Source organism: Ferrigenium straubiae, from assembly GCF_051257895.1.
Taxonomy (GTDB): domain Bacteria; phylum Pseudomonadota; class Gammaproteobacteria; order Burkholderiales; family Gallionellaceae; genus Gallionella; species Gallionella straubiae.
Genome location: NZ_CP194331.1, coordinates 1,586,716 through 1,603,252 on the forward strand (window position 1 = coordinate 1,586,716; position 16,537 = coordinate 1,603,252).

18 protein-coding genes and 1 pseudogene are annotated in these 16,537 nt (G+C 59.4%); 15 read left to right on the forward strand and 4 right to left on the reverse strand.

Annotated elements, in window-relative coordinates; translation table 11 throughout:
• Window position 1: 1 nt before the first annotated feature.
• Genes ACRRNM_RS07585 through gshA form a run of 4 tightly spaced genes read right to left on the reverse strand, consistent with a single transcriptional unit; the run spans window position 2 to window position 2,842 of the window.
• Window positions 2-394 (reverse strand): PTS sugar transporter subunit IIA, encoded by a 393-nt coding sequence (locus ACRRNM_RS07585; RefSeq protein ID WP_435627625.1) that lies wholly within the window; start codon window positions 392-394, stop codon window positions 2-4.
• A complete protein-coding gene (locus ACRRNM_RS07590) occupies window positions 394-534 on the reverse strand; it encodes a hypothetical protein (protein WP_435627626.1) in 141 nt (46 codons plus the stop codon). The genes ACRRNM_RS07585 and ACRRNM_RS07590 overlap by 1 nt, the downstream gene beginning before the upstream one ends.
• Window positions 531-1,568, reverse strand: a complete 1,038-nt coding sequence (locus tag ACRRNM_RS07595; RefSeq protein WP_435627627.1) for an FAD:protein FMN transferase — start codon at window positions 1,566-1,568, stop codon at window positions 531-533. Before ACRRNM_RS07595 ends, ACRRNM_RS07590 begins: the two co-directional genes overlap by 4 nt.
• Window positions 1,556-2,842 (reverse strand): glutamate--cysteine ligase, encoded by a 1,287-nt coding sequence (gene gshA, locus ACRRNM_RS07600; protein WP_435627628.1) that lies wholly within the window; start codon window positions 2,840-2,842, stop codon window positions 1,556-1,558. Before gshA ends, ACRRNM_RS07595 begins: the two co-directional genes overlap by 13 nt.
• 139 nt (window positions 2,843-2,981) lie before the next feature.
• Between gshA and ACRRNM_RS07605 the strand changes: the two genes are divergently transcribed.
• The 15 genes and pseudogenes from ACRRNM_RS07605 to ACRRNM_RS07675 all read left to right on the forward strand — a co-directional run bounded on the left by ACRRNM_RS07605 (window position 2,982) and on the right by ACRRNM_RS07675 (window position 16,535).
• Window positions 2,982-3,542 (forward strand): YqgE/AlgH family protein, encoded by a 561-nt coding sequence (locus ACRRNM_RS07605; RefSeq protein ID WP_435627629.1) that lies wholly within the window; start codon window positions 2,982-2,984, stop codon window positions 3,540-3,542.
• Window positions 3,535-3,993 (forward strand): Holliday junction resolvase RuvX, encoded by a 459-nt coding sequence (gene ruvX, locus ACRRNM_RS07610; RefSeq protein WP_435627630.1) that lies wholly within the window; start codon window positions 3,535-3,537, stop codon window positions 3,991-3,993. Before ACRRNM_RS07605 ends, ruvX begins: the two co-directional genes overlap by 8 nt.
• A complete protein-coding gene (locus ACRRNM_RS07615) occupies window positions 3,990-4,946 on the forward strand; it encodes an aspartate carbamoyltransferase catalytic subunit (protein WP_435627631.1) in 957 nt (318 codons plus the stop codon). Before ruvX ends, ACRRNM_RS07615 begins: the two co-directional genes overlap by 4 nt.
• A complete protein-coding gene (locus ACRRNM_RS07620; RefSeq protein WP_435627632.1) occupies window positions 4,943-6,217 on the forward strand; it encodes a dihydroorotase in 1,275 nt (424 codons plus the stop codon). Before ACRRNM_RS07615 ends, ACRRNM_RS07620 begins: the two co-directional genes overlap by 4 nt.
• Window positions 6,218-6,299: 82 nt before the next feature.
• Window positions 6,300-6,521, forward strand: coding sequence for a hypothetical protein (locus tag ACRRNM_RS07625; RefSeq protein ID WP_435627633.1), 222 nt, complete (start codon window positions 6,300-6,302; stop codon window positions 6,519-6,521).
• A gap of 102 nt (window positions 6,522-6,623) precedes the next feature.
• Window positions 6,624-6,914: a type II toxin-antitoxin system VapC family toxin gene (locus ACRRNM_RS07630; protein WP_435627634.1), complete on the forward strand. Its 291-nt coding sequence runs from the start codon at window positions 6,624-6,626 to the stop codon at window positions 6,912-6,914.
• 164 nt (window positions 6,915-7,078) lie between these two features.
• Window positions 7,079-7,237: pseudogene (locus ACRRNM_RS07635) on the forward strand (BrnA antitoxin family protein); the annotation flags it as partial.
• A 158-nt stretch (window positions 7,238-7,395) separates the two neighbouring features.
• Window positions 7,396-7,671 carry a BrnT family toxin gene (locus ACRRNM_RS07640; protein WP_435627635.1) on the forward strand — a complete coding sequence of 92 codons (276 nt, stop codon included), beginning with the start codon at window positions 7,396-7,398 and terminating at the stop codon, window positions 7,669-7,671.
• The gene (locus ACRRNM_RS07645) at window positions 7,655-7,948 is read left to right on the forward strand and encodes a BrnA antitoxin family protein (RefSeq protein WP_435627636.1); all 294 of its coding nucleotides are present in this window, start codon (window positions 7,655-7,657) and stop codon (window positions 7,946-7,948) included. Before ACRRNM_RS07640 ends, ACRRNM_RS07645 begins: the two co-directional genes overlap by 17 nt.
• A gap of 29 nt (window positions 7,949-7,977) precedes the next feature.
• On the forward strand, window positions 7,978-8,082 hold the full coding sequence (locus ACRRNM_RS07650) for a BrnA antitoxin family protein (RefSeq protein WP_435627637.1): 105 nt from the start codon (window positions 7,978-7,980) through the stop codon (window positions 8,080-8,082).
• Between the two features lie 155 nt (window positions 8,083-8,237).
• Window positions 8,238-9,680: a DNA cytosine methyltransferase gene (locus ACRRNM_RS07655; protein WP_435627638.1), complete on the forward strand. Its 1,443-nt coding sequence runs from the start codon at window positions 8,238-8,240 to the stop codon at window positions 9,678-9,680.
• A gap of 17 nt (window positions 9,681-9,697) precedes the next feature.
• Complete coding sequence (locus ACRRNM_RS07660) at window positions 9,698-11,383, forward strand: McrB family protein (RefSeq protein ID WP_435627639.1); 1,686 nt, start codon at window positions 9,698-9,700, stop codon at window positions 11,381-11,383.
• The gene (locus ACRRNM_RS07665) at window positions 11,384-13,723 is read left to right on the forward strand and encodes a DUF2357 domain-containing protein (protein ID WP_435627640.1); all 2,340 of its coding nucleotides are present in this window, start codon (window positions 11,384-11,386) and stop codon (window positions 13,721-13,723) included.
• 7 nt (window positions 13,724-13,730) lie between these two features.
• A complete protein-coding gene (locus ACRRNM_RS07670; RefSeq protein ID WP_435627641.1) occupies window positions 13,731-14,432 on the forward strand; it encodes an endonuclease III domain-containing protein in 702 nt (233 codons plus the stop codon).
• A 72-nt stretch (window positions 14,433-14,504) separates the two neighbouring features.
• On the forward strand, window positions 14,505-16,535 hold the full coding sequence (locus ACRRNM_RS07675) for a M3 family metallopeptidase (protein WP_435627642.1): 2,031 nt from the start codon (window positions 14,505-14,507) through the stop codon (window positions 16,533-16,535).
• Window positions 16,536-16,537 lie beyond the last annotated feature (2 nt).

A 16,537-nucleotide genomic window follows, 5' to 3' on the forward strand; every position in this document is an offset into this window, starting at 1 on the left:
GCTAATCCTCGCGGCTCATGTGAACGATGCATTCGCGACCGCCCTCGACGGCGATATTCGCGAGTTCCGGCAACGTCTTGCCGGGACTGCACACCACGCGCAGCAGCATCGGCAGGTTCACGCCCGCCACACCCATCACATGCTCGGCATGGCACAGCCGCCGCGCGATGTTGCTCGGCGTGGCGCCGAAGATATCCGCCAGGACCAGCACCCCGCCGCCGGTGTCGAGTTGCCTGATGAGCACCTGCCCCTCGGCCAGCTTCAGCTGCGGATCGTCGCCGGCCTGCACCGTCAGCACCCTGAGGTTTTTCGGCTCCTCGCCCAGCACATGTTCGACGCAATCCACCAGGCTCTCGCCCAGCGCGTTGTGCGCCACCACCAGAATTCCAACCACTAGATCACCCCCATCCAATACGAGCCTGTTTCAGCAGGTTTCGTCACGCGCCATTCGCTGCGGGATACAGTGCGAGGCGCGCTCATGCCGGCCGCGCGGCGCACCTTGTGCTCGACGATCTCCTTTTCCGGATCGTTCACGGCAGCACCTCCACATGCAGGCCCTTGTCGGCGAATTCTAGCCGTTTCTGCAGACCGGCTGTGAGGTGGATGTTGCCCTGCTCATCCACCAGCATCGCCTCGTCCGCGTTCATCCGTTGCGCGGCAGCGCGCCAGCCATTGGCTCCGGCGATGAACAGCGGCTTGGAAACCGCATCGGACAGCACCCCGGCGCGCGGCCCGCGCGTCAGCACGGTCGCCGCCTGCACGCCCTCGGCGGGACGGCCGTTGCGCGGATCGATCAGGTGGCAGTAGCGTTTTTCGCCCAGCATGAAGTAGCGCTGGTAGTCGCCGGATGTGCCGATAGCCTCGCCATCACGCAGCTCCAGCGTCGCCAGCGCGCCGGGCTTGCGCGGATGCTGGATGCCGACGCGCCACGGGCGCTTGCCGTGCTGGCCGAGTGCGAGCACGTTGCCACCGATGTTGACCAGCGCGTTGCGGATGCCCTGCTTGCGCAATATTTCGGCGGCGCGGTCCAGCGCGTAGCCCTTGGCGTAGCCGCCGAGATCGAGCCGCACCGCCTTGTTGCGGCTGTGCGCCCTGCCCTGTTCGATGACGATGTCGCTCATCTGCGGATTGGCTGCCACCCACTGCGCAAGCTGCTTCTCGTCGGGCAGCGCCGCCTTGAACTCGTCGGCATGGAAGCCCCACAGCTGCACCAGCCCGCCGATGGCGGGGTTGAACAGGCCCTGCGACTGCTGCGCAAACTGCGCGGCATCCTGCAGCATCGCGGCAAGCTCCGGCGATACGGCCTTGCTCTCGCCCCTGGCAAAGGCCGCATTCAGTTCGCTCAGTTCGCTCGGCTGCCACGCGTGCAGCATGTCGTGCAGTCGCTGAAACTCCTGCATGACCTCGTTCGCCGCCTGCTGCGCGCGCGCCTCGTCCTCGCCGTACACGGTGACGTCCACCAGTGTGCCGAACACGTAGCTCTGCTGCTGATGCAGCGGCTCCTTGCCTTCGCAGGCGGCAAGCAACAGGACGGCGACGATTGCAAGAAGGCGGATCAGCCCGTGCATCTGGTGATTTCCGGCGGCCCGATTTCCAGCGATGCGGCGAGCAGCGCCAGCCGCGCCACCACGCCGTAGGCATAGAAGCGGTTGGGCGTGTCGTCCGGCGCGCAGTCCGGGTTGGGCAGCGTGCAGCAGGACTCGAAGGCCAGCGGCTCGAAGGACATCCCCGGCGCATTGAGGTTCTCGTCGGTGCCGCGCTCGGTGTGCACGCGATAGAAGCCGCCGACCACGTAATGGTCGACCATGTAGACCACCGGCTCGGCCACCGCCTCGTGGATATGCTCGAAGGTATACACCCCTTCCTGCACCAGCACGTCCGAGACTTCCATGCCTTCCTTGATCACGGCCATCTTGTTGCGCTGGCGGCGGCTCAGGCCGGTGACCTCGCTCGCGTCCTTCACCGTCATGATGCCCATGCCGTAGGTGCCCGCATCGGGTTTGACGATGACGAAGGGATCGTGCTTCACGCCGTATTCGGCGTACTTCGCGCGCATCTTCTGCAGGACTGTGTCCACCTGCGCGGCGAGACAGGTTTCACCGGCGCGCTCCTGGAAATCGACCTGGTGGCAGACCGCAAAGTAGGGGTTGATCAGCCAGGGGTCGATGCCGAGCAGCTGGGCAAACTCGCCCGCGACACGGTCGTAGGCGGCAAAGTGCAGCGACTTGCGCCGCGTCTGCCAGCCCGCCGAGAGCGGCGGAAAGACGGCCTGCTCGAGATTCTGCAGGATGGCCGGCACGCCCCCCGACAGGTCGTTGTTGAGCAGCACCACGCAGGGGTCGAAATCCGCCAGCCCGAGCCGGTTGCCGCGCCGCACCAGTGGCTCCAGCGTCAGCGTCGAACCGTTGGGCAACTGGATAGCCGTGGGTGCGGTGATCTCGGGCAGCAGGCTGCCGACGCGCACGTGCATCCCGGCCTGCCTGATGATGGCGACCAGTTGCGCAACGTTCTGCAGGTAGAACATGTTGCGCGTGTGGTTCTCCGGGATCAGCAGTACCCCGCGCGCCACGGGGCAGACTTTCTCGACCGCGCTCTGCATCGCATGCACGCACAGCGGCAGGAAATCCGGATTGAGGTTGTTGAAGCCGGCCGGGAACAGGTTGGTGTCCACCGGTGCGAGCTTGAAGCCGCTGTTGCGCAGGTCCACCGAAGCGTAGAACGGTACATCATGCTCCAGCCATTGCGCGCGGAACCAGTGCTCGATGGTCGGCATGGCATCCAGGAAGCGCCGCTCCAGGTCGAGCAGCGGCCCGGTCAGGGCGGTAGTGAGATGGGGAACCATAGTGCTCTGTGAATTATTCGATGCGGCGCATTATACATAGCGGAATAAATCTGCTGCGCGACTCCGGGATGGGGTCGGGCGTGTTGCCGCCATGCATGGCCGATAGCATCGGGTCGCGGATAATTGCTACAATGCCGCCATGTCCGACTTCAACCTCACCCATCACTTCCTCATCGCCATGCCCGCGATGCAGGAGGGCGTTTTTGCCGGCACGCTGACCTACGTGTGCGAACACAACGAAAACGGCGCGCTGGGCATCGTGGTGAACCGTCCGATCAGCCTCACGCTCGGCGAGATGTTCGACCAGATCAAGATTCCGCTGCATCAGCCCGGCCTGCAGAAGATGCCGGTGCATTTCGGCGGGCCGGTGCAGACCGAACGCGGCTTCGTGCTGCACGACACGCCGGGTGACTGGCAGTCCACGCTGCGCATCAACGACAACCTGGCACTGACCACCTCCAGGGACATCCTCGAAGCGGTCGGCCAGGGCGAAGGACCGCGCCACCTGCTCGTCACCCTGGGTTACGCGGGCTGGGATCAGGGACAGCTGGAGCATGAGATGGGCGAGAACGCCTGGCTGACCGTGCCGGCCTCGGAACATATCCTGTTTAACCTGCCGGCCGAAGAACGCCTGCCCGCGGCGATGGCGCTGCTCGGCGTGGACTACGCCTCGCTGGCCGACAATGCCGGACATGCCTGAACGCACACCGGCTTTTATCGCCCAAGGCACACTCCTCGCATTCGATTTCGGCACCCGGCGCATCGGCGTCGCGGTCGGCAACACCCTGCTGCGCAGTGCCAATCCGCTGACCACCATCGACGAGGAAAAGACCGATGCGCGCTTCGCCATGATCGCGGCCCTGCTCGCCGAATGGCAGCCTTGCGCGCTGGTGGTGGGGCTGCCGAGCAACGACGACGGCACGCCGCACGAACTGACCGCGCTCGCCCGCCGCTTCGCCAACCGCCTCAAGGGGCGGTTCAATTTGCCGGCGATTCTGGTCGATGAGCGTTATACTTCGCTCTCCGCAAGCGCGGCTTTGAACGAACAGGGCGTCCGCGGCAAAAAGCAGAAGCCCCTGATCGACCAGTATGCCGCGCAGCAGATATTGCAGGCGTATTTTGATGAACCCGCAGCGGGACTGATCGTATGAAAAACCCACAACTGAACAAGAACGGCGAACTCCAGCACCTGCTGACCACCGAGGGCCTGCCGGCGAAGATCGTGCGCGACATCCTCGACCGCGCCGCGACTTTCCTCGAGGCCGCCGACGGCGGCGAGATCAGGAAGGTTCCCCTGCTGCACGGCAAGGCGGTGTTCAACCTGTTCTTCGAGAACAGCACGCGCACGCGCACCACCTTCGAGATCGCCGCCAAGCGCCTTTCCGCCGACGTGGTCAACCTCAACATCGGCTCGTCCTCCACCAGCAAGGGCGAGACCCTGCTCGACACCGTGAACAACCTGTGCGCGATGCACGCCGACATGTTCGTGGTGCGCCACGCGCAAAGCGGCGCGGCGCACCTGATTGCCAAACATGTCGCGCCGCATGTGCATGTCGTCAACGCCGGCGACGGGCGCCACGCGCACCCCACGCAGGCGCTGCTCGACATGTTCACCATCCGCCACTACAAGAAGGAATTCCACAACCTGCGCGTCGCGATCGTCGGCGACGTGCTGCACTCGCGCGTGGCGCGCTCGCAGATCCACGCGCTGACCACGCTCGGCGTGCCGGAAGTACGCGTCATCGCGCCCAAGACGCTGCTGCCGGCGATGATCGAGAACCTCGGCGTGCGGGTCTATCACGACATGGCACAGGGCCTGAAGGATGTCGACGTGGTGCTGATGCTGCGCCTGCAGCACGAGCGTATGGCGGGCGCGCTGCTGCCCTCCGCGCAGGAGTACTTCAAGTACTACGGCCTCACCGAGGAGAAATTGGCGCATGCCAGACCGGATGCGATCGTGATGCACCCCGGCCCGATGAACCGCGGCGTCGAAATCGACTCCAGCGTCGCCGACGGACCGCGCTCGGTGATCATGTCGCAGGTGACCTTCGGCATCGCGGTGCGCATGGCGGTGATGAGCATGTTGGCGGGGAAAACACAATGAACATCCAAATCAAGAACGGCCGGCTGATCGACCCGAAGAACAACATCGACGCAAGGCAGGACCTGTTCATCGTAAAGGGCAGGATCGCCGCCATCGGCAATGCGCCGGCGGGGTTCGTAGCGGACCAGGTCATAGATGCCACAGGCCTGGTGGTCACCCCCGGCCTGATCGATCTGGCCGCGCGGCTGCGCGAGCCGGGCTACGAATACCGGGCCACGCTCGAATCCGAGATGGCGGCGGCGGCAGCGGGCGGCATCACCAGCCTCGCCTGCCCGCCGGACACCGAGCCGCCGCTCGACGAGCCGGGCCTGGTGGAGATGCTCAAGCACCGCGCCAGGAACCTGAACCAGGCGCGCGTCTATCCGGTCGGCGCGCTGACCACCACGCTCAAGGGGCAGGAGCTCACCGAGATGGAGGAACTCACGGACGCAGGTTGCGTCGCGTTCAGCCAGGCCGATGCGCCACTCACCGACACGCGCGTGCTGCTGCGCGCGATGCAGTACGCCGCGACTTTCGGCTTTTCGGTGTGGCTGCGCCCGCAGGACAGTTTCCTCGCGAGGGACGGCGTTGCGCACGACGGCGAAGTGGCGACGCGCTGCGGCCTGCCCGCGATCCCGGTATGCGCCGAGACCATCGCACTCTCGACCATGCTGGCGCTGGCGCGCGACACCGGTGCGAAGCTGCATGTCTGCCGCCTCTCCAGCGCGGCGGGCGTGGAGATGGTGCGCGCCGCCAAGCGCGAAGGCCTGGCGGTGACCTGCGACGTATCGCAAAATCATGTGCACCTGTCGGAAACGGACATCGGCTTCTTCGATTCGAACTGCCACCTGATTCCGCCGCTGCGCAGCCTGCGCGACCGCGCCGCGCTGCGCGCCGGGCTGCTGGACGGCACCATCGATGCAATTTGTTCCAATCACGCGCCGGTCGACGAGGATGCCAAGCAACTGCCGTTCGCCGAGGCCGAAGCGGGCGCGACCGGCCTGGAGTTGCTGCTGCCGCTGGTGCTGAAGTGGGCGCAACAGGAAAAGCTCGGTCTGCCCGATGCGCTCGCGAGAGCCACGCTGCAGCCCGCTCGGATACTGGGGCTGGATGCGGGGCACTTGAGCCCCGGCGCAGCCGCCGACATCTGTGTGTTCGACCCCGAAGCGTACTGGAAGGTCGAACCCGCGGCACTGAAGAGCCAGGGCAAGAATACGCCGTTCACCGGCCTCGAAGTGCAGGGCCGGGTGCGTTACACGCTGGTGGACGGACAGGTGGTCTATCAGGGGTAGCGCCGTTAGTATTTCATCCAGCACGCCGCACCAGAGGATGTATACAATCGCCGCAGCAAATCAGCCCCTAAGGAGGCTTCACATGTTGGCTCTTGAAACGACGGTATCTATTAACGATCACCGCCTTGTCATACAGGACGCAGCGTTGCCCGACCACGCCGAGCATGCGCGCGTCATCGTAATGTGGGAGTCCGCCAAACCAGCCGGGCGGCGTTCGCCGCCGACAGCACTGGCGGGGATGGGCGAAAAAAAGGGCGACATCCTCAGCGGCCCGCCGGAAAGCGACTGGGACGTATTGTCCTGATGCTCATCCTTGATACTCATCATGCCCTCTACTGGTGGGTCAATCGCACACCGGGCAAGCTTGGGCAACAGCAGATAGAAGCTATCGAAACAGCCGATTCTCATGGCTGTCTCGGCCATGACCTGCTGGGAGATGGCGTGGCTGGTGAAGTATGGGCGGATTGTTCTCAAGCTGCCTGTCTCCGATTGGCTCAATCAAGTTGAGGCAATCGGCGTGGCGGTTATCCCGGGATCAAGGGCAATTGCCGAGCGTGCCGTCTTGCTGCCAGATCACCACAAAGACCCGGTTGATCGCATCATCATTGCCGCAGCTGTTGAGCATCAAGCACAACTGGTCAGCGCTGATGGGAAATTTCCGGCTTATCAGGAATTGGCTGGATTGCTGGTGCGGTGATGAGTGGCTCGAAAATGACTACACAGCGTAAAACAATATTGGCGGCGGTAAAGAAAGCGCCTCCCCGCGGCGATTACGTTTGGGACGGCAAGGACGAAGCCGAGCGCCCATTGACCCGCGCAGAAATGTAAAAAGGCGTCGAGGCCTACCGCAAGAAACGCGGACGCCCGGCCAGCGCAACCCGCAAGGAACAAGTCAGCGTGCGCTGCAGCCCGGAAGTCCTGACTTATTTCCGCTCCGGCGAAGGCTGGCAAACCCGCATGGATGCGGCGTTGCAGTTGCTGGTCAAGAAGCATCCGGAGTGGTTGAAGAAATTGGGATAGTCGAAGCAATTCGACTCCGATATATTGAGAGCTTGTCCGTAACTAAACCACATCCGCAAGCAGCGGGGTATTGGTTGGGTGGATAAAACGCCGAGGCGTGTATCCACCGCCTTTATGGCGGATTGACGATATGCACAAATGTATGCACAATGCGTAACATGAAGATCGAGTTCGATCCAAAGAAAGCCGAAGCCAACCCAATCAACCATGAAGGGGTAACGTTCGACGAGGCTGCGGCAGTGTTGCTCGATCCCTATGCGCTCACAAAAGAGGATACTGACGCAAAGCGCGAGCAACGGTTTGTGACTTTGGGTATGGGTGCAAAAGGCCGGGTGCTGGTTGTGGTATGGGCGCTGCGTGGCGAAAGCATCCGCTTGATCTCGGCATGGAAAGCGAATCAACCGCAACGGAGGCAATATGAAAAGCAGTTCTGACACGATGCACAAAAAACACAAAAACACGAATTTCGCCAACGCGAAACCAGTATCGGCCATTCCCGCCCTGGCCAAGCTGCAAACGGAATCCGGCGGCAAGACCCGCATCACCATGCGTGTGGACAATGACGTGCTCGCGGTGTTCAAGGCGCGCGCGGAAATGACCGGTGGAAGCTATCAAACCCTTATCAATGATGCGCTGAAACAGGTCGCCGCCGGACAAACGCTGGCAGAAGTCGTGCGGCAAACCATCCGGCAGGAGTTGCACGCAGCATAGGTGGCGCAACCCGCAAGGAACAGGTAAGCGTGCGCTACAGCCCGGAAGTCCTGACTTATTTCCGCTCCGGCGAAAGCTGGCAAACCCGCATGGATGCGGCATTGCAGTTGCTGGTCAAGAAACATCCGGGGTAGTTGAAGAAACTTGGATAGCCGGAGTGATTCGACTCCGGGGCGTTGATTCGCTTGTGGTGTACTAAAAACTGTAGCAAATAATCAGAGCGCAAGGTATTCCGGATTTCATTCCATCCGAAATACGTTTGTGGGGACATAAATTGTAAATGAGTGATATGAAGAATAAGTTGCAACGGGCTATTGAGCGTGGTTATTTTCGTTCTGTTGATCTATTTTCTGGATGCGGTGGGATGACAGCAGGTTTTCACCGAGGAGGTTTCAAATGTGTGGCAGCAGTCGAAATTGACGATGAGGCGAGGCGAACCCATTCGGTAAATTTTTCATCGCTTGCGGCCCCCGATACCTACCGAGTATTCAAAGACATTAAAACAACGAGCCCAGTAGAGGCGATAGCGCATATAAGAGCGCCTAATGAAGCACCGGAGGATGTGATTGATGTTGTCATTGGGGGGCCGCCTTGTCAGGCATTTTCAAGACTAGGCAGAGCTAGGCTTTGGGAGCTTAGCGGAGAAAAATATGCGCACCAAAACGATGAGCGCGCAACAATGTATCAATATTTCCTCGAATATGTGGCCAGATTAAAGCCCCTAGCTTTCGTTATGGAAAATGTCCGTGAAATCGGAAAATTCGTCGGTAGAAACGTGGCTGAAGAAATTGCTGTGACTGCGGAGGAGCTAGGATATGAGGTTCGTTACACTTTATTGAACGCGGCTTGGTTTGGAGTGCCGCAGTTACGGGAGCGGGCGATTATTATTGGCATCCACAAGGAGCTCGGAAAAATTCCATTTTTCCCTCTTATTCAGTGCGAATATGATTTGCCTAGTGGATATTCAACTTCGCGTGCAGGTAAGGGAAAAATAGAGGTTCTACCCCCTTTTGATCATTATGTTGACCATCTTGATTTTGAGTCAAAAACAAAAAAAGCCGTAACGGTACAAGAGGCGTTTTCGGATCTTCCGCCAATGTATGATCACTTAGATGGCCGAACAGGAAAAGGGCTTCCACGACATTCCTCAACACAAGGAGAATACATTTCCCCCCCTAAAAAAAGATACACAAGGGAAATGCGGAAGTGGCCGGGGTTCGAGGCAGACCCTGCCAGATTTTCAGGCCATGTTATTCGTTACACACCAAGAGATTATGAAATATTCAAAAGAATGCCCACGGGTGGAATGTATCCAGAAGCTCATCAGACCGCGATGGAAATATTTAGGGAGCGGATTGATGCGTACGAAAAAACGCACAATAAAAAGTTAAAGAAGGGGAGCGCAAAGTGGAACGAGATTTTCAAGCAGACGGTTCCACCTTATCCCGTTACAAAGTATCCTAATAAGTTCAGGAAAATGTGGCCCGATCACCCTGCAAGGACTTTGCCCGCACATCTTGGCAAAGATTCATATTCACACATTCATTTTGATAGTCAGCAGGCAAGATGTATCTCGCTTAGAGAGGCCGCACGGCTACAATCTTTTCCCGACGGATTTGTTTTTCCAGGGACGATGAATCCATCGCTAAAACAAATTGGCAATGCTGTTCCGCCGTTGATGGCCTTCGCGATTGCGTCGGCTCTAAAAAAAGCACTCATTGAAAACTCCTAATGAAGGAAATTTAAGATATGGGCACAATAGAACTTCGGCAAAGCAATTTCGAGACGGCGCTCGGCAATTTTTTGCCGGCTTATAGGCACTTATCTCCATGCTACGGCACCTCGAATATAGCCAGGATGGTTCCCGGTGGCATCGTATTGGCAGTTACGAATCTGGACAATTACACCGATCAGTCAGGCCCACTTTGTTTAGTATCTAGGCTTTGTCCTCTTCCGAATGCGGAGCTCTATATTTGCGCGGTTATTGAATCTGAGAAGGAGAGAGTTGCAGCGCGTCTTGAAGAGATGATGGCCAAGTTTAAAGCGAAAGATCCGCTTTTCGGCGAGAGAAATAACAACACATCAGTATGTTTGGCCAGCGATCAGAAATTATATTTTTATAATAAAAAAATATCTGAGATTGAGTCCCCTGTACAGGATTATTTGGGTGGGCCTGTTGCGATTGATAAATTTTATTATTCTGTATATTCCCCCCACAGTCGGCCTAACGAAAAGACGTTGCTAAAAAGCCTTATTGCGGGCATATCTGAATTCGTGGGCGCAGACAAAGTTGTTGAGGTTGATACATGGGGTCGATTTGGTTTCTTACCAAGCGCTATAGTCCCCATGCATGAGCCAATCGAAAAGTTGGTGCCGGACTTTGTTTCTTGTGCCGCCGTTGGCAATCTCAAAGCATCAAAAATTATGGTTGGCCGCTTTGCGGCATCACTATGGGCTAAGCGTTTTTTGATTTTAACTGGCCTTTCTGGCTCCGGCAAAACCAAACTGGCTCATGCCTTTGCCGCATGGCTCAGCGAATCGGAGGCCCAGTACCGCCTTGTCGCCGTGGGTGCGGACTGGACGACCAATGAGAATGTGGTTGGCTATCAGGATGCCTTGCAGTCCAACATTTACCGCAAGCCCTCGAACGGATTGCTGGATGTAATCTTGCGCGCAAGGGACGACAAAGATCGTCCGTATTTCCTGATTCTGGACGAGATGAATCTTTCGCATGTGGAGCGCTATTTCGCCGACATCTTGTCCGCCATCGAATCGCGGCAGGAGATTGCACTGCACTCTTCAGCGAATGATTTGGAGGCCTTTGAAAAAGACCCATTGCCCGTGCCATCCAAAATTCGCTTGCCGAAAAATCTATTTATTATCGGCACGGTCAATGTGGATGAAACCACCTACATGTTTTCGCCCAAGGTGCTGGATCGCGCCAACGTGATTGAATTCCGCGCGACAGCAGGCGACATTTCCGCGTTCCTCGACAACCCATCCGCGATAAACATGGATATGCTCGCCGGACAGGGCGCGCAATTCGGCGCTGCCTTTGTGGCGGAGGCTGCTGCGGAAGTCCAGCTAAAGAGCGAAACTGCGGTGGCGCTCAAGGAAAGGCTGGCAGAAGTTTTTGCCGCGCTCGCGCCAATAGGGGCGGAATTCGGTTTTCGCACCGCATATGAAATAACGCGCTTCACTTACTACCACGAGAAATTGACCGGCGACGGCTGGCAGTTTAATGAGGCACTGGACGCGCAAGTGCTGCAAAAACTCATGCCCAAGCTGCACGGATCGAGGCGCAAACTGGAGCCGGTGCTGAATACATTGGAAGCCTTTTGCACAACGCACCAGTGCAATGCCAGTCTGGAAAAAATAGATCGCATGCAGAAACGCCTGGAAAGAGACGGCTTCACCAGCTTTGCCGAGGCTTAAGTGGCCTCGCAGCCAGTTAGCGAATCACTGGAGTTTATTGGCGACCGGGGAATTCCAGTTGCGCGGCTGGCGCTGTATGCGCCGGAAGGCAAGGCTGACGCGCTGATTCGGCTTGCCGAAGCCGAGGCCAATGATGCGGGGGAAGAGCCCGTGCAGATTGTGGAGGGGCTGCGCTACGAATATGCGTTCTACGGCGCCGCCGCAGAGAGCTTGCGGCTGGAAGAAGAATTCGGCAGGGGCATGATCGAGCCGAGCAGCATTCAGGGGCTGGCGCACTGCGGAAGCATCGCCACCGGCCTGAATACCGGGCGGCTGGGTCTGCTGGCGCGCGATGCGGCTGGCTCCATCATTGGCCGCGCCGCGCTTGAAGTGCGCTCGCACAAGCTGGGCTACCGCGATGACTACCGGCAAATGCTGGAAGACATCACCGGGCAGTGCGTGGATTTGCTCATGGACTCGCGCGCGGCAACGGCCATGCGCATCGCCCCCGATCCGGGACAGTCGCCGCAAACCATCAATCAGCGCTTTGCTTTCTTGCGCGCGCTGCTCGGTTCTCGCTCTTTTGCCGATGCTTTGCATCGCATTACCTCTCACCCGCACCAAAGCTGGGAACCCGAAGAAATTGCCTGCGATACCCGCCGCAGCTTTCGCCCGGATGCGCGTGCAGTGCGCCAGCTTGCCCGCGCGCCGCGCCGCTCGCCTTTGCCGGCTGCACATCCATTATCGAAGGTGATTGCCTCTCTGCCGGAGCGCATTTCGATATACCGCAATGTGCAGAGCGAAGACACGCCCGAGAACCGTTTCGTCAAGTTTGCGCTGCAAACTTTCGTCAGCTTCCTGAATAGAATGCTGCTCAAGCTGGAAGAGATCGGCAGCGCCGCCGATGCGCGGCTGCGCAAGGAAATTGCCGCGCTGGAAAACCAGCTTGAGGCCAACCTAGCGGCAGATGTGTTTCGCAATATTTCCGAGCCCGACATGCTGCCGCTGGGCAGCACGGTGTTGCAGCGCAAAGAGGGCTACCGCGAGGTTTATCAGGCGTGGCTCAGATTTGATATGGCAGCGCGCCTGGTTTGGCACGGCGGCGACGATGTGTACGGCGCGGGGCAGCGCGATATTGCTACGCTGTACGAATATTGGGTTTTCTTCAAGCTGCTGGATATTGTGTCGGCAGTTTTCAAGATGGACAAACCCGCAGCGGATATGCTAATTGGGCCAACACCCGACGGCTTTGGCCTCAAGCTGAAATCCGGCGAACACATGGCTTTCGATGGCATTTTTCTTGGTGCTGCGCGCCCGCTTAAGGTGTGCTTCAGTTACAACCGCAGCTTTGCGCAAAATTCAGACAACCGCATTTCCGGCTCGTGGACAGAACGCATGCGCCCCGACTACACCCTGAGTTTGTGGCCCGCCGATTTCAAAGAGCATGAGGCCGAAGAGCAAGAGCTGATGGTGCATGTGCATTTCGACGCGAAATACCGCATCGAGAATATTGCGGAATTATTCGGCAAAGACGATGTGGATTTGAGCGCCGAAAAACAAGAGCAGCGCGAGGGGCGGTATAAGCGCGCAGACTTGCTCAAAATGCATGCTTACCATGACGCCATCCGCCGCACGCGGGGGGCTTATATTCTTTATCCGGGAGATGAGGCAAAACCGTGGGAGCGCTATCGCGAGGTTCTCCCCGGAATCGGCGCGTTCCCGATGAGGCCCGGAAATGGCGCGCAAGAGGTCGAGAAGTTTATTCGCGAGATTGTCGCGCATACATGCGACCGCGCAACCGTGCGAGAACGCCAGAGTTACCACACCTATCGGGTGCAGGAAGCGGTAGCAAGCTATGAGGTGTTAAGTAAATTTCCGGAGAGAGATATTGGCGGCAAACAGCGTGCAGCTCCGCTGGCGGAAACTTTCGTGCTTGTTGGCTGGTACAAGGATGAGGCACATTTGAAGTGGATTCTGGACAAAAAACTATACAACTTCCGTATGGACACTGAGCGTGGTTCACTACGCCTGAAGCCGGATGTTTCCGGCGCGCAGTATCTGCTACTGCACAGCCACAAGGGCGCTACAAGCCAAGGCTTGATGCGGCTTTCCGGGGAAGGCCCTCGTGTGCTGTCTCGCGAAGCGCTGAAAGCCGAAGGCTATCCGGGCGAACCGTCAAAGCCGTTTTATCTGGTTTATAACGTGGAAATGGCAGAGGGATTTGAGGGCTACAAATGGGACTATAAGGAGTTGCCCGTACGGCTGCAAAACCGCCAGTCTGCCGAGCCGCAGACGATCACGCTCGACGCGTTGATGGCGGTGGCCAAAGCGAGCCTGCTTACCAGGGCAGGGGGTGGTTGAAGTGTCTGTGCGTAAACATCCTGCGGCAGTCAGGAAAGTCGCCGCAACTTTGAAGTATCGCTACCACGACTTCAACCACTATAACCGCAAAGACCCGCTGGACGAATTGCTGTTTATCATGTGCAGCACCAAAACTGGCGAAGCAAGTTATCGCAACACCTTCCGTGCGCTGAAAGAAGCCTTCCCCACCCACCTGCAAATCGCCGAGGCCCCCGCCGAATATATCGCGCGGCCCATCGCCAGCGGTGGCCTGTCAAACCAGAAGGCCAAGGCGATACGCGATCTTCTCGACATCATCGTGGCACAATTTGGCGAGCCGTCCCTCAAGGCATTGCGTGCGATGAGCGACAAAGATGCCGAAGCATTTTTATTGTCGCTGCCGGGGGTGGGAAAGAAAACCGCGCGCTGCGTCATGATGTATTCGCTCGATAGGCAGGTGTTTCCGGTGGACACGCATTGCTGGCGTATCGCCCGGCGGCTCGGCTGGGTCAGGCCGACGCAGAAAGACAAACACTGTGCCCCGCGTGACATGGATCGGTTGCAAGCCAAAATACCGCCGGAACTGCGCCACTCTCTACACGTAAACATGATTTCGCTGGGGCGCGAGATTTGCATGCCGAAAACTCCACGTTGTGACATATGCCCGATAACTGTCTGGTGCCCGAAGATCGGCGTGCCGCGAACGCGAAGCAAAAAAGCACACATGTAACGAGCCGAAATATCGGGTGTAGTAAAATGCAGCGGTCAGATTTCCCACCGCAGTTTTTATTCCCACATAACCATGGACCCATTATTAGACTTCTCCGGTCTGCCGCGCTTCGCGGAGATCAAACCCGAACATGTCGCGCCGGCGATCGACCAGTTGCTCGCGGAGAACCGCGCGCTGATCGCGCGCCTGCTGGCCGACGATACGCCGACCTGGCAGAGCTTCGTCGTGCCGATGGAGGACGCCAACGAACGGCTGTCGCGCGCCTGGGGGCAGGTCGGGCACCTGAATGCGGTGATGAATTCTCCCGAGCTGCGCGAGGCTTACAACGCCGCGCTGCCGAAGATCACCCAGTACTACGCCGAGCTCGGGCAGAACCTCGCGCTGTTCGAGAAATTCAAGGCGCTGCGCAACGGCCCGGAATTCGCCGGTTTGAGCGCGGCACGCAAGAAGATCGTCGAGAACGAGCTGCGCGATTTCCGCCTCGGCGGCGCGGAGCTGCCGGAGGAGCAGAAGGCGCGCTACCTGAAAGTCCAGGAACGCCTCGCGGAGCTGTCGTCGCGCTTCTCCGACAACCTGCTCGATGCGACCAACGACTACACGCTGGTCATCGAAAACCGCAACGAACTGGATGGCCTGCCGGAAGACGCGCTGCAGACGGCGCAGGAAGCGGCTGCGGCTGCGGGAAAAACCGGCTGGCTGTTCACGCTGAAGGCGCCGTCCTACCTGGCGGTGATGCAATTCGCCACCAACCGCGCTCTGCGTGAGACGATGTACCGCGCCTACGTGACGCGCGCCAGCGAGTTCGGCAAGCCGGAGTGGGACAACACGCCGCTGATGGACGAGCTCATCAGACTGCGCGGCGAGGAAGCGAGCCTGCTCGGCTTCGCCAATTACGGCGAGGTGTCGCTGGCCACCAAGATGGCGGAATCGCCGCAGCAGGTGATCGATTTCATGCGCGAACTGGCGCGGCGCGCGCGCCCCTTCGCCGAGAAGGACCTGGCCGAGCTGCGCGAATTCGCGCGCACCGAACTGGGGCTGGCCGAACTTCAATCCTGGGACGTGAGCTACGCCAGCGAGAAGCTGCGCGAGAAACGCTACGCCTTCTCCGAACAGGAAGTGAAGCAGTATTTCCCGGAGGACGCGGTGCTGGCGGGCATGTTCCGCTTGGTCGAGACGCTGTACGGCCTGCAGATCGAACAGTCCGCAGCGCCGGTGTGGCATGAGGACGTGCGCTTCTTCGACATCCGCGACACATGGGAACAACTGCTCGGGCAGTTCTACCTCGACCTGTACGCGCGCAGCAGCAAGCGCGGCGGTGCGTGGATGGACGACGCGATCACGCGCCGCCGCCTGGCCTCCGGCATCCAGACGCCGGTGGCCTACCTCAACTGTAATTTCTCCGCGCCGGTCGGCGGCAAACCCGCCCTGTTCACGCACGACGAAGTCATCACCCTGTTCCACGAATTCGGCCACGGCCTGCACCACCTGCTCACCGAAGTGGAAGACCTCGCCGTGTCCGGCATCAACGGCGTGGAGTGGGATGCGGTGGAGCTGCCCAGCCAGTTCATGGAAAACTTCTGCTGGGAATGGGAGGTCGTGCACGGCATGACGCGCCATGCGGAGACGAACGAAAAGCTGCCGCGCGCGCTGTTCGACAAGATGCTCGCCGCGAAGAATTTCCAGAGCGGCCTGCAAACCCTGCGCCAGATCGAGTTTTCGCTGTTCGACATGCTGATGCACAGCCGCTTCGAGGCGGGCGGTGCAAAGTCGATTCTTGGGTTGCTCGACGAGGTGCGCGCCGAAGTGGCGGTGCTGATCCCGCCCGCGTTCAACCGCTTCCCGCACAGCTTCTCGCACATCTTCGCCGGCGGCTACGCGGCGGGCTACTACAGCTACAAGTGGGCGGAAGTGCTGTCCGCCGATGCCTACAGCCTGTTCGAGGAGAACGGCGTGCTGAATCCCGACGTGGGCGCGCGCTTCCGCGGCGAGATCCTGTCGGTGGGCGGCAGCCGCGGCGCGATGGATTCGTTCCGCGCGTTCCGCGGCCGCGAGCCGAGCATCGACGCGCTGTTGCGGCATAATGGGCTGCTCGAAACTTCCTGAGG